Origin of the sequence: Tenacibaculum sp. Cn5-46 (assembly GCF_022347705.1) — a bacterium.
Classification (GTDB): domain Bacteria; phylum Bacteroidota; class Bacteroidia; order Flavobacteriales; family Flavobacteriaceae; genus Polaribacter; species Polaribacter aiptasiae.
The window spans coordinates 169,427-183,431 of record NZ_JAKRGD010000004.1 but is presented as its reverse complement, the minus strand read 5'-3'; the positions used below and the strand labels follow the sequence as shown (position 1 = coordinate 183,431).

Annotated in this window: 9 protein-coding genes; all 9 read right to left on the bottom strand. The window is 31.5% G+C overall.

Going from position 1 to position 14,005, the window contains the following annotated elements:
* Window positions 1-20 precede the first annotated feature (20 nt).
* Window positions 21-1,307 (bottom strand): threonine synthase, encoded by a 1,287-nt coding sequence (thrC, locus tag MHN29_RS09800; protein WP_235274778.1) that lies wholly within the window; start codon window positions 1,305-1,307, stop codon window positions 21-23.
* Between the two features lie 12 nt (window positions 1,308-1,319).
* Window positions 1,320-2,252, bottom strand: a complete 933-nt coding sequence (locus MHN29_RS09795; protein WP_235274779.1) for a homoserine kinase — start codon at window positions 2,250-2,252, stop codon at window positions 1,320-1,322.
* Window positions 2,249-2,887 carry a class I SAM-dependent methyltransferase gene (locus tag MHN29_RS09790; RefSeq protein ID WP_235274780.1) on the bottom strand — a complete coding sequence of 213 codons (639 nt, stop codon included), beginning with the start codon at window positions 2,885-2,887 and terminating at the stop codon, window positions 2,249-2,251. The genes MHN29_RS09795 and MHN29_RS09790 overlap by 4 nt, the downstream gene beginning before the upstream one ends.
* Before the next feature lie 6 nt (window positions 2,888-2,893).
* Window positions 2,894-5,335 (bottom strand): bifunctional aspartate kinase/homoserine dehydrogenase I, encoded by a 2,442-nt coding sequence (gene thrA, locus MHN29_RS09785; RefSeq protein ID WP_235274781.1) that lies wholly within the window; start codon window positions 5,333-5,335, stop codon window positions 2,894-2,896.
* Window positions 5,336-5,679: 344 nt separating this feature from the next.
* A complete protein-coding gene (locus MHN29_RS09780) occupies window positions 5,680-6,375 on the bottom strand; it encodes a hypothetical protein (RefSeq protein ID WP_235274782.1) in 696 nt (231 codons plus the stop codon).
* Window positions 6,375-9,482: an alpha-amylase family glycosyl hydrolase gene (locus tag MHN29_RS09775; RefSeq protein WP_235274783.1), complete on the bottom strand. Its 3,108-nt coding sequence runs from the start codon at window positions 9,480-9,482 to the stop codon at window positions 6,375-6,377. The genes MHN29_RS09780 and MHN29_RS09775 overlap by 1 nt, the downstream gene beginning before the upstream one ends.
* A 59-nt stretch (window positions 9,483-9,541) precedes the next feature.
* Window positions 9,542-11,215 (bottom strand): SusE domain-containing protein, encoded by a 1,674-nt coding sequence (locus MHN29_RS09770; protein WP_235274784.1) that lies wholly within the window; start codon window positions 11,213-11,215, stop codon window positions 9,542-9,544.
* A gap of 30 nt (window positions 11,216-11,245) precedes the next feature.
* Window positions 11,246-12,367, bottom strand: a complete 1,122-nt coding sequence (locus MHN29_RS09765; protein ID WP_235274785.1) for a SusE domain-containing protein — start codon at window positions 12,365-12,367, stop codon at window positions 11,246-11,248.
* A gap of 18 nt (window positions 12,368-12,385) precedes the next feature.
* Window positions 12,386-13,996 (bottom strand): RagB/SusD family nutrient uptake outer membrane protein, encoded by a 1,611-nt coding sequence (locus MHN29_RS09760; RefSeq protein WP_235274786.1) that lies wholly within the window; start codon window positions 13,994-13,996, stop codon window positions 12,386-12,388.
* Window positions 13,997-14,005 lie beyond the last annotated feature (9 nt).

Sequence of the window (14,005 nt, the reverse complement as noted above, 5' to 3'; positions counted from 1 at the left end):
ATTTTGAGGCTTTTTTTATTTTAAGAATTAAGAAAAGTTTTTAAATCTTCATATGAGTTTATAGCTATAGCACTCTTCTTCTGATGCATAATTGATTGAATTTGTTCAGGAATAGTTACTTGAATATCTAATGTGTTTTCCACTACATCTAAAAACTTTACTGGGTGTGCTGTTTCTAAAAATAAACTTATAGAATTTGGGTTTTCTTTTTGATGTTCTTTAACACCCAAATAACCAACAGCTCCATGAGGATCGGCAATATAATTACTTTTTTTGTGTATTGCTTTCATTGCACTACGTGTTTCTTCATCTGTAAAAGAATAGGACGAAAAAGTACTTTTTAAAGCATTTAAATCATTATTAAACAATTCTTGAATACGTATAAAGTTACTAGGGTTTCCAACATCCATAGCATTAGAAATTGTAGCTATTGATGGTTTTGGGTTATAGTTTCCGTCTTTTAAAAAGTTAGGAACAGTGTCATTTACGTTCGTAGCCGCTACAAAATGTTTGATTGGAAGTCCTAACTTTTGAGCCATAATACCAGCACAAATGTTTCCAAAGTTTCCACTAGGAACAGAGAATACAACATCTTTTTGCTGTTTATAGATCTGCTTGTAAGCAAAGAAAAAATAAAACATTTGAGGTAACCAACGAGCAATATTAATTGAGTTAGCTGAGGTTAAAACACGATTTATTTCTGAATCTAGAAAAGCAGTTTTTACCATATCTTGACAGTCATCAAATACTCCATTAACTTCTAAAGCTGTAATGTTTTGCCCTAAAGTAGTTAATTGTTTTTCTTGAATATCACTTACTTTTCCGCTAGGGTAGAGTATAACTACTTCTACACCTTTTACCCCTAAGAAGCCATGAGCAACAGCACCTCCAGTGTCGCCAGAAGTAGCTACTAAAACAGTTACTTTATTGTTATTATTTCTATTAAAATATCCTAAACAACGTGCCATAAAACGAGCTCCTACGTCTTTAAAAGCCATGGTAGGACCATGAAATAATTCTAAGGTTCCAATATTTTCTTCAATTGAAACAACAGGAAAGTCAAAAGACAATGTCTCTTTAATTATTTGTTGTAAAGTTTTGGTAGGTATTTCATCTCCTACAAATTGTTGAATAGCTTTATATGCAATTTCTTCATTAGAATATTCTCCAATATTTTCAATAAAGTCTTTATCTAAAGGAGTGATGTTTTCTGGAAAATATAAACCTCTATCAGGAGCTAATCCGTTTACAACAGCTTCTTGAAAACTAACTTTTGGTGATTTTTTATTTAAACTGTAATATTTCATTTTGTGTTGTGTTTATTTTGTCTCTAATATTTTAACTCCTTGTGTATTTATTTTAGATGTAAAAAGATTAAAATCAATGTTTTTATCACTGTATGCATTTTGTATAGCTTCATATACATTATTAGCTGTTTTTTCACCTTTACATAATGCAAAAATTGTAGGGCCAGAACCAGATATTCCTGCTCCTAATGCACCTGCTTTGATAGCTTCATTTTTAACTAAATCAAAATGAGGAATTAAATGCTTTCTAGCTGGTTCTACAATAACATCAGTTAATGAATTGGCTATTACTTGATAATTACTTGTATACAATCCACTTACAAGACCACCAACGTTGGCCCATTGAGTAGTAGCATCTTTTAAAGATATTTTTTGAGGTAATACATCTCTAGCGTCCTTAGTTTTTACTTCTATTTGTGGATGTATAGCAACTAATTGTAATTCATTAGGAACAGGCAGCTTTATAATGTCTAGAGGTTCATAACTTCTTATTAAGACAAAACCTCCAAAAATAGCTGCAGTTACATTATCAGCTATAGGAGTCCCACAGGCAGCTTTTTCACCTAACATTGCAAATTTTGTAAGCTCTAAGCTAGAGAATGGTTTTCCTAGTAATTCATTTACACCAAAAGCAGCACCTCCAGAACTTGCAGCGCTACTTCCTAATCCACTTCCAGGTGAATATCCCTTATGCATAGTAATTTCTATACCAAAGTCTACTGAATGTTCTTTAAGCATAGCTAAAGTAACTACTCCTGCCGCATTTTCTTTTGGGTTTAAAGACAAACCTTTAGCGCCAGTTATTTGTGTTATTTTAACTCCCTTTTCTACAGTTTTTGTAAAAGTCATCTCGTCGCCAATAGTATCTACGGCAAATCCCATAGAATCAAATCCGCAAGAAACATTAGCAACTGTTGCTGGAGCAAATATTTTTATATAGTTCATTTTTTTGCAATTAAAAATAAGTCGGTATCACCAATCGTAGTACCTTCTTGGTATTTTTTTGTGTAATTTTCTATTAGTTGAAACTTGTTGTTTTGTAAAGCATCAACTAAATATTCTTGATTATGGTAGTGAATATATAAGCTGTTTTTTCCATCTGAACTAGTTTTATATCCAGAGTCAGTATTATAATCACCCACCATTGTACTTATATAAAGTAATCCATTTTCATTTAAGATAGTATAAGCATCTTCAATTAACTGAATACAATCTTCTTTTGGGACATATGGAAAGCAGAAACCGAAAATAATAAGATCAAATTTTTGATTTAAGTATTTAATGTTTCTACAGTCTTCAACTTTAAAACTAGCATCTTTAACATGTTCTTTAGCTAATTGAATCATATTTTCTGCGGCATCTATCCCTAGAATTTTAAAATCACTCCTTTTATTAAGTAAATATTTAGTAATATTTCCAGGACCACAGGCAACATCTAAGATTGTTTTATGGTCATTTTTACAATGTTTTAAAAGCCTATCGTAACTATGATGATATACAGTTGCTTCCATAAATTTATCATGGTATTGCTGTGATACCTTATTATAAGTTTCTATGATATGTTGATACTTATTTACCATTCAAATTTAATTATTAGCTATTCTAATAACGTCAGCAAAAATTCCTGAAGCAGTTACATCTGCACCTGCACCAGCACCTTTTATTTGCAATGGATTTACAGGATATCTATCTGTAAAGAATAACACAATATTATCGCTACCTTCTAAATTGTAAAAAGGATGGTCAGAAGGAATATGCTGTAAACCAACATTAGCCTTACCATTTTCGAATTCAGCTACATATTTTAAACGACAATCTTGATCGCTAGCTTCTTTGAATATTTTTTGAAAATGAGCTTCATATTCAGTTAAACTAACGTAAAATTCATCATTATTGGTTGTTTTTAAACTTTTTTCAGGTAAAAATGCATTGTTTTTAATGTCTGATAATTCTAAGTTAAAACCACTTTCACGAGCTAAAATCAATATTTTTCTAGCAACATCAATTCCACTTAAATCAATTTTCGGGTCTGGTTCAGTATAGCCCTGTGCTTGTGCATCAGCAACAACATCATGAAAAGTATTCTTGTTATTAAAATTATTGAATACAAAATTTAAAGTTCCAGATAAAACAGCTTGTATTTTATGAACTCTATCTCCAGAAGCGATTAAATTTTTTAAAGTATCTATAATTGGTAGTCCAGCACCAACATTAGTTTCAAATAAAAATGGAGCATTATACTTATTAGAAACTTTCTTTAGTTTTTTATAATTTTCTAAATCTGAAGCACAAGCTATTTTATTGCAAGTAACTACTGCAATATTATTACGTAGGTAGTTTTCGTAAACTTCAGAAACCGATTGATTGGCGGTGTTATCAACAAAAACAGAATTACGAAGATTGAAAGATTTTGAACGTTCAAAAAATGACTGTATCGAGCTTTCTTCGCCATTTTTTAACTGTTCTTTCCAATTCGATAAATCGATACCTTCTTCATGAAATACCATTTTTCTAGAGTTAGAAACTCCAATTACACGAATGTTTAATTTTAAGTTTTCTTTTAAAAACTCTTTTTGTTGGTAAACCTGTGCTAAAAACCGTTCACCTACATTTCCAACACCAGTAACAAACAGATTTAATTGTTTTACTTTTTCTTCAAAAAACTGTTCATGTAATGTATTCAGCGCTTTTTTTGCATCTGAACTATTTATAACAGCCGAAATATTTTTTTCTGAAGCTCCTTGTGCAATCGCTCTTACGTTTACATTATTTTTTCCTAAAGCACTAAACATTTGTCCACTCAAACCTTGGTGATTTTTCATTTTATCACCTACTAAAGCTATAATAGCAAGGTTGTTTTCAACCAAAACTGGATTAAGTTTATGCTGTTGAATTTCAAAAGAAAAAGCTTCATTTAATGATTCTTTCGCTAGTGAAGCGTCTTCTTCGTAAATTCCAATACAAATAGAATGCTCAGAAGAAGCTTGTGTTATAAATACTACATTGATATTTTGTTGTGATAATGTTTCGAACATTCGCTTTGAAAAACCAGGAATACCAATCATGCCACTTCCTTCAAGAGTTAAGAGGTTTATATTTTCTATATGCGTAATTCCTTTTACAGGCTTATGATTGGTAGATTCTTTTGAAATTAGAGTTCCTTCATTTTCTGGATCAAATGTATTTTTGATTCGAATAGGAATTTCTTTTTCTAATACTGGTTGAATAGTTGGAGGATACAAGACTTTAGCTCCAAAATGCGATAATTCCATTGCTTCTTCATATGAAATTTGAGTAATAGGAAATGCTTGTTTTACTATGCTAGGATTTGCTGAATACATTCCACTAACATCTGTCCAAATTTGAAGTTCATTAGCATTAAGAGCAGCTGCATAAATGGCTGCAGAATAATCAGAACCACCACGTCCTAGAGTTGTTGTTTCATTTTTTACATTGGAAGCTATAAAACCACCTAAGATAACTGCATCAAAAGAATTTTCTTTAAAAAAGCTACTACAGTTTTTATTAGTTAGTTCAAAATTTACCTGAGCATTTAAAGAATCACTATTTGTAATTATAAGTTCTCTACTATCTTTATGTGTTGCATTTATTAATTCCTTTGCAGCATTGGCAATAATATAAGATGACAGTCTTTCACCAAAACTAGCTACTTTAGCTAGAGTTTTAGGAGAAAGCTCTTGTAAGAGAAAAATACCTTCATAAATAGCTTTCAATCTGTTAAATAAAAACTGAACTTCTTGAATTACTTTAGGTTGTTTTTCTTCAGAAATTAATTCTTCAATTACAGAAAAATGTAACTCTTCTAATTCTATAATTGATTGATTAACGTTACTATTATCTTTTAAAGCTACTTGTGCTGTTGCTAATAATTTATCGGTTGTTTTTCCGAAAGCAGAGACTATAACCGCAACTTTTTCGCGTTTAGATACTTGTTTTACAATATGTAAAACCTTTTTGATGTTTTTATGATTGGCAACTGATGATCCACCAAATTTTAAAACTTTCATTGTTTAATGTGTGAAATTATAAATTGATTTTGAGTGAGTTATCTGTTTTTGAGTCTTTCAAAAATATAACTATAGCCTAAGATGATATGTAAAAAATGAACCCCCTAAAGGGTACCCGTAATGATAGTAGTAATTGTAGTAGTACCAACAAAAGAAGTCGTAAAGTTTACGACTGGTAAAGAATTAATATTTCCTTTGTTGTTTAACATCGATTCAAATGTATACTTTTTTTTGAATTAATGCTATTCTTTTTTAATTTTTTGAAAAATAATAGGTTAGGGCTAGTGTTTACCACTAAAGAGAGGAAATAAAAAAGGCATTTACTTAGTAAATGCCTTTTTTTTCTAGTTAACTTTAAACTGAAATATTTCTGAGGTTGATGTATTACCTTTAGAATCTTCAGTTATTACTCTCCAATAATATGTCGTATTAGAGCTTACATTGGTGTCTAACGAAGTTGTCGTTACTGTACCTATAGAACTAGTAGGGGGGCTTGTTGTATTTAATTGAATTGTGTATTTACTGATATCATTGTCAACATCACTACCTGTCCATTTTAAATTTACTGAGGTCGTACTATTAGATAAGTTAGCTCCCATAGCAGGACTAACTAAATCGGCTGGAAAAGGAGCGTGTGATGAAACAGGTTGACCTGCATTATAAAACTTCCACGTATCACTTTGTGCTATCTGTGTACCTGAATTTTTTGAAACTACATACCAAGAGTATGGAGTTCCTCTGTTAATAGTGATAATTTTCTCGGAATCGCTACTTGTATAAGTAGAAGTAACGTCAGTGTCTAAGTTTTTTACAAAAATTTCATAATTAGTTGTGTTTGTCGCATCAGACCAATTAAACGTTACTGAACTTTTAGTATCACTAATAATAGTTCCTTCGTTGCATTCAGAATTTTGTTCAGGAAAAACTAATGTAGCTTTAGTTGGAGCAGCTGGTGGAATATCTTCCGCACTACTACCACCTCCACAAGAAGTTAAAATTAAACCTGAAAAAAGGATAAAATATATATTACGAAAAGTCATTATTCTTTAATTATTTTAAACGATTTACTTTCATTGTTTTTTGTTACATATAAGATGTACATTCCTTTAGCTAAATCCGAAACATCGATTCTTTTTGTTTCAGAATTTGCTGATGTTTGATAAATTAAACTTCCATTCAACGCATATATATCTATTGATGCTTTTTCTTTTAAAGTACCTAAATAAACATTAATATGAGTAGTTGATGGGTTAGGGAAAGTGCTAATTTCTTCACCTAAATAAATTGTTTTTTCAAAAATTCCTTGACAATCTTTATTCCCCACAACTTTTAATGTATTCTTTCCTTGTAAAAGAGGTAATTCTATAAACGAGTTTGATGTTTTATAAGTTTCATCATTTAGCGTAATATTATAGTTTTTACTACCGTCTAATTTAAGCTCTACTGTTTTATTTTCTTTTGCAATTTTAGAAACCACCGTAATATCTTCTGGCTCTGTAATAACTGAATTAAAACATATCTTATAATTAGGTTGCCCATCTACAGTAATGCAAACTTCATAAGTTGCAGCTGAAAGATTTTCAAAAGTATGTGTTGTAGTGAATGTTTTAGTTAAAGAAACTGAATTACCAGTAAGCGTTGCTGTGTAGTTTAAATTTTTTTGAGCAGAAATTATAATACTACCATTGTTACTAGTTCTACAAGTTTCACTTAAAACTTGTAAAGAAAAGTTGTTTGCAGGTAAGGTAAATATTTCACACCCAAAAACATCTACTTTAGCTCCTGCAGGAGTATTTGGACAGTTATCATCACTATTTAAAACCCCATCACCATCAGTATCATTATTTGCAAATAAATTAGAAGGATTATTACCAAAGATTTTAAATTCTCCTGGCGCCAGTGAAATTAATCCATTAACATCAGTAATAGTTGTTTTTAAGTTGTTATTTAAAAACTCATACCAATCACCAGTTTCTTGAAATTTTGGATTTATTGATTGTGTTGTAACTCCAAAATTACCAATGATAGTAACATATTTAACTTCATTACCTGTAGCAGAACTATGTGTTAAATGGATAGTTTTTAAACCTGTAGTTTCAGAAACATTTAAAGTAAAATCTTCAGTTTTAAAAATAGGTTCTCCATTTTTTAATTTGATTAAATCTTTCCAAGTATCATAAATAGCTTTTCTATTAGTCTCGTTTTCATAATTCCAAAGAATAGGTTTATTACCAGTTCTACCATTTTCTTCAATACTTATATCATAACCTAATTCACCAAATTGCCAAATCATTTTAGGACCTGGTATGGTAAAATAAAACGCACCAGCTAATTTCATTCTTTCTAATGCTGTTGCTAAATTTTTAACACTATAACTTCCATTTGAATTACCAAACTGTAAGTTTTTATACATTAAGCGTTCCTCATCATGACTTTCCATATAAGAAATGTTAGCAGGAGTAGTCCAGTTTCTTTTGCGATAATCTATCCAAGAAAAATCTGATTTTCCACTATCATGATATCCTAATGTAGCTTCATTATATTGATGATTTAAATTGCTCCAAAACATAATACCTTTTCCTTCGTTTAAACGATAATTAACCCATTCGGTTTCTTCTTGATTTGTTCCTAAATGTTCGAAAATAACATAGAAATCAGTATCTTTTTCCCATTGGTAATCGGCATATTCTTTTAAAACAGCAACTCTGTCTGCTTGATATGCATTTGTACAAGAATCGTTGCCATCTGAACAATTTTGAGTAAAACCTTTGGTTAAATCCCAACGGAATCCATCAATTTTAAATTCGTCAATCCAGTATTGAGAGGTTCTTTTTACATAATCTTTTGTAGCTTGTTTGCTATGATTAAAGTCATTGAAAACATTGAATGAATGTTTTGCAGAAACATTAAAGAAAGGACTATCTGCTGCTGGTTGACCTCCGTAACCACCATTACTTGTATTCCACATTCTGAAATATGGATTTTGCCCTGTAGCATGGTTATAAACCACATCTAAAATAACAGCAATTCCACGTTTATGACATTCGTCGATAAATTGCTTAAACGCTTCTTTTGTTCCATAGTATTTATCCAATGCCATATGAAAAGAAGGATTATATCCCCATGATTCATTTCCATCAAATTCACTAACAGGCATTAATTCGATTGCATTAACTCCTAAATTTTGGATGTAATCTAAACGGTTTTTTACAGCATCAAAACTATGTAATTGATCAAAATCTCTTATTAATAGTTCGTAGATTACTAAATCTGTTCTAGCTGGTTTTGTAAAGTTGGTAATTTGCCAATTATAAGCAGCTTCTCCTGTTTTGAATAAGGATACAGCATGTTCTGTTTTTCCTGTTGGATATGCTGGTAAATTCGGATAACTTGTAGCATTTATACCAGAATCATTATTCTGATCTAATATTGTGGTAGAGTAGGGGTCAGCTATTCTTAAATCACCATCTACTAAATATTGATAGGTGATATTTGTTTGAGGAGTTAAGTTTGTTACTTCAATCCAAAAACGGTCTTTAGCACTGTCTTTTTTTAATAGGTAGTTTACATCGTCTCTTTGCCAATTATTAAAGCTACCAATAAGATTTACAAACTTTTTTTGCGGTGCATATAGTACAAAAGTAGCTTTTGTATTGTCATTAGGGTCTAAGTTTAACCCATCTTTCATTCCACTAGGTAATGTTGCTTCAGTTACAGTTGGGTCTGGTATTGCAGCACCAACTTCAGCATACATATCTTGCGATTTTTTATCTCCAGAACCATCTTTTGCTTTTACTAGAAAACCTATTTTACCAATACCAGTTCTGTTGTAAAATGTAGTTGGTTTTAATGTAATTGAATATGTTCCGTTGTTATTGTTTGTTAGTTTTTGAGCTTCATTAGAGTTTGTCCAAGTACCATTATTTGGAGCATCCATTGAATTTAAATCATTTGTATCGTATGACCAGCTCCATAAATATAAATCAGTAACACCCCATGTTGCAGGATTTATATTTGAAAAAGTAATTGTTATATCATCTGTTTCATTAAACGTATTTGGATTTATAGCAAAATCAATGTTTTGTTGTTGAGAAAACAAATTTATTGATGCTATAAATGTAAAAAGGGATAGTAGGATTTTTTTCATTGTAATTTGGTAGAAAAAGAAAAGGCTGGTTTAGTTTGTAAACCAGCCTTTTCAAAAAATTATTCAACAGTTACTGTACCTTTGTTAAAATCTACAGTAATTTTATATGTACCGTTTCCTGGTGATTTAACATTGCTTTCACCATCTCTAACAATCATTCCTGGATATTTAGAGCTTTCACCCCAATCGTTATTCCAAGATCCTTGCATTGGTAAAAACTTAAATTCATCAGTAGCAGTTAATACTTGATTAATCTCAAATACTCCTTCTGAAACTTTTGTGAATGGAGCAGCAGTGGTGTTATCCCATCCATTAATTGATCCTACTAAATGTAATGCAGCAGGAACAGTTACTAATGAATATGATAAGTCATTGAAATCTACAGTTACCATATAAGTACCAGCGTCAGCTACTTTTATGTTTTGTTCATCGTCTTGGATAATTTTTCCTGAAGAGTTTTTATTTTCTCCCCAATCACCATCCCAAGATCCTGAAGTTGGTAACATTTTAAATTCATCACCTGCAGAGAAAGTTTGAATTCTTGTGAATACTCCATTTCCAGAAGTGTTGAATTGCTGTGTAGCATCTGCATTATTCCATCCATTATGAGCTCCAACCATGTATAAGTTATCTATTTTAGAAAGCTTAAAGCTTAATGTGTTAAAGTCGATAATTACGATATAGTTTCCTGCATTAGTAACTTTAATGTTTTGTTCACCATCTTGTACTATTTTACCAGCATTAGTTGGATCTTCTCCCCAGTCTCCATCCCAAGATCCTGAAGTTGGTAACATTTTAAATTCATCATTTGCATTGAACATTTGTACTCTTGAGAATACACCGTTTCCATCATTATAAAATTGTTGCGTAGCATCTGCATTATTCCATCCATTATGAGAACCTACCATGAATAAGTTATCTGGCACTGCACCTTTGTATGGAGTTAATGAAATAGTAATCATTTCAGATGTTCTAAATAAATCTCCTGAAGCTGTTTTTGCAACTGCTTTAATTCTAAAATCAAAGTTTGCAGCAGTATTAGCAACACCTCCAGCAGCGATTACCGCATCATTTAAAGCTTCGTGAGAAATTTCAAAAGACTTATTTTCTGTTGATCCAATATTACTAACAGTAGCAAAATTAGTTCCTCCTAGTGCCATTTCTACTTCATAAGTAATTTTAACACTACTATTATCAGCTGCTTCTGGATCGTCCCAATTAATTGTTAATGCAGTTAAACTAGGATCTGTATCAGATAATACTTTAGTAAATGTATTATCAGGACTAGTTATTACAGGAACTTTTACAGCAAATTTTGATACTTGTAATAAAATAGTATTAGAAGTTTCACTACCTGCTTTTAATCTGATATAAACACCAGTTTCTGTAAATGATTTAATATTTGCGTTACTTAAAACAGTATTGAATTCAGATACTGTCATTGTGAAACTATCTTTATCTGTAGTTCCTAAAAGTACCGGACTAGCAAAAGTATCTTCTAAAGCCATTTCTACCATGTATTCTGAACTTCCTGTAACTTCGTCAATCCAGGTAATAGTAAAGGCAGGGTTATCTGGTAAAGAAAAATTTAAAAACACATTTGAAATTCCAGGAGTGTTTAATACAAATTTAGCTTCTGGAGTAACAATATTTAAACTTTCTTCTGTATCACAAGAGCTGAATATTAGCGTGAAAGCTATTAATATCAGACTTAATTTATGTAAATATTTCATTTTTTTTGTGATTATGTTAAAATCTATTTTTTATAAGTTTAATGGAACAAGGATATATTCTCCTGTTAAATCATTAAACCATACATCGTAATCATCTTCAACCACTACAGGAATATCTGCTCCTCCATCAGTTGCAGTTCCTGAAAATGAAGTATTACTTCCCCAAGAAGCTCCAGCTCCAGTTACAAACTTTAAGTTTCCAGGTGTTAAATGAACATTGTTAATATTCCAAATATGTCCATCAAAAGTAGATGCTGTTAGTGGAGTAGAAGCAGCTACAGCAGTTCCTTGTAAAGCTAATGAAGCAGGGCTAGTTTTTCCAGTTGCATCATAAGATTTGAAAGAATATGTTTTACTAGCAAAGTTGATTTTTAAAGTATAAAAACCTGCTGTTATACCATTGTTATTAGCAGGGAATGTACCTGGATCAGTTCCTCCACCAGGGTTTACTTCAATTGTACCTGAATATTCTCCACCTGCTAATACACCATCATTAGTACCCCATTGAGGTTGCCATAAACCTTTTGTTTCAAGAACTTTAAATTCACCTGTTCCAAAATAAGCTGTGTAAGTGTATTCATTTTCATCGTTAGGATTACGGAATAAAGCAGGGTTGTTATTATTGTTATTCCAGTCTGCAGCAGTTGCATTTCCAACTAAATAATAGTCGTTAAACACATAGTTAAAGTATGGATAAACCATTAAATTAATTGTGTTAGAATTCACTGGATTTCCATTTTGTGTACCTAATGAAGAAACAACTCTTACATAAATAGTACTCCATTCAAAAGGATTTAAACCTGCATTTCCTGCAGCAGAATTTAATTCAGCCATAGAAAAAGTTACATCGTTTTTTCCAGTTAAGGTAGTAGCTGTTACAGGTGAAGTAAAAGCTTCATCACTAGAAAATTGTACAGCATAATTAATGGCCGTTTGTTGTCCATAATCAGCATTAGACCAATTTAAAGTTAGCGCTGGTGTTGTAGTGTTAACAGGATCTAATGTTATTTTATTAATACTAACATCGGCTAATACCGATGCAGTTCCATCGGATACTGTAAATATATCTGAAGTATCATCACAAGCATTAAACACACTAAGTGTTACTATTGCTATGACTAAACTTGTTAGTTTTAAAAATTTATTTTTCATAATTAATGTTTTCAAATATTAGTACCCAGTATTTTGAGTTAAATTAGGATTTGAAGCTAAACTATTGCTAGGAATTGGATATACATTCATATGGTTAGGGATTGAAATACCATTACTAGCATTTCCTTTCCATGCCCAATTGTAGTTTCCACCTGTAAATCTTCCAAAACGAATTAAATCTTGTCTTCTGTGAGCTTCCCAGTGTAATTCACGAGCTCTTTCATCTAAAATAAAATCTAAAGTCAACTCAGCATCTGTAATTGTCTGTGGGTTGTTTGCACGAGTTCTTAACTGATTAACATAGTTAACAGCATCTGCACTCGTACCACCGGTACCACCTCTCAATACAGCTTCGGCATACATTAAATATACGTCAGCTAATCTAAATAAAGGGAAATCTGTATCAACAAACGTTTGATTACTACCTTGTACTCCTGTAGAAGTACGGTTAGAATATTTAGCAATAATATATCCTTGGTCTTGATCTGATATATCATTAATATTTACATCTCTTTGTGCTGTAATTAATGTATTTCTTGTGTCGTTATTAAATACACCACCGTTAAATAAGTCGGCGAACTGCTTTCTTACTCTTAAAGCACCTCCCCATCCGCCGGCACCAACACCTAACGAAACACCGTTTGCTTCAATACTACCAACTTCTCCGTTTACCATAACAGTTGTTGGTCCATAGTTTTGTGTCGTAATACCATCAGAAATTAAAGGGAAGATAATTTCATTTGTAGCAGCATTTGTATTATTATCTGCCATGAAATTGTTCAGATAATTTGGAGCTAAGGTATAACCACCGTTAATTAATTTATTAAGGTTCGTTAAACATTCAGTATATCTATTTTGAGCAACATATACTTCTGCATTTAAGTACATTTTAGCTAATATCATCCATGCTACACCTTTATCAGCACGTCCATATTCATTTGCCATAGGATCCATTAAATCAGCTTCGATAGCGTTTAATTCACTTTCTATAAAAGTAAAAAGAGTAGCTCTATCTGCTTGTGGTGGATTAAAATTAACAACAGGATCTGTTTCAACTACCATTGGTGCTTTTCCAAATAAATCCATTAAATGATAGTAAGATAAAGCTCTTAATAATCTAGCTTCTGCACGAAAAGTTTTAATATCAGCTCTAGTAGCAGCAGAAACGTTTCTAGCATCTAATTTAGCATCAGTTGTTTCTCTTAAAAAGTTGTTTGCAAAAGAAACTGAAACTGTAGCTCTACCAAAGAAACCATATAATAATGGATTTTGAGCAGTCCATATGTTACGCTGAATTTCTCTAGTACCTGGATCGTTTTCGTATGACCAAATCATTTGATCGGCAGATAAAGTTTGTAAGTATACTAATACACGTCCGTATTGACTTGTACCTGCATCCAAACCTTGTACGTTTGAACTTCCAGCACCATCTACACCTGTTAAAGATAAGTTAGCATAAACACCTGCTAAAACCTCTTTGTAGGCACTTTCATTTTTAAATAACTCCTCACTTAATACAGTTTGGTCATCTTGTGGTGTAATATTTAAATCTTTAGTACACGAAGAAACAACCAAAGCTATACTTGCTATGAAAGCTATGAACTTTATTGATTGAATATATTTTTTCATTTTTTTAGT

Bases quoted from the DNA above. Each gene is read 5' to 3' on its own strand.
- thrC (WP_235274778.1), bottom strand. From the start codon at position 1,307: ATGAAATATTACAGTTTAAATAAAAAATCACCAAAAGTTAGTTTTCAA.
- MHN29_RS09795 (WP_235274779.1), bottom strand. From the start codon at position 2,252: ATGAACTATATAAAAATATTTGCTCCAGCAACAGTTGCTAATGTTTCT.
- MHN29_RS09790 (WP_235274780.1), bottom strand. From the start codon at position 2,887: ATGGTAAATAAGTATCAACATATCATAGAAACTTATAATAAGGTATCA.
- thrA (WP_235274781.1), bottom strand. From the start codon at position 5,335: ATGAAAGTTTTAAAATTTGGTGGATCATCAGTTGCCAATCATAAAAAC.
- MHN29_RS09780 (WP_235274782.1), bottom strand. From the start codon at position 6,375: ATGACTTTTCGTAATATATATTTTATCCTTTTTTCAGGTTTAATTTTA.
- MHN29_RS09775 (WP_235274783.1), bottom strand. From the start codon at position 9,482: ATGAAAAAAATCCTACTATCCCTTTTTACATTTATAGCATCAATAAAT.
- MHN29_RS09770 (WP_235274784.1), bottom strand. From the start codon at position 11,215: ATGAAATATTTACATAAATTAAGTCTGATATTAATAGCTTTCACGCTA.
- MHN29_RS09765 (WP_235274785.1), bottom strand. From the start codon at position 12,367: ATGAAAAATAAATTTTTAAAACTAACAAGTTTAGTCATAGCAATAGTA.
- MHN29_RS09760 (WP_235274786.1), bottom strand. From the start codon at position 13,996: ATGAAAAAATATATTCAATCAATAAAGTTCATAGCTTTCATAGCAAGT.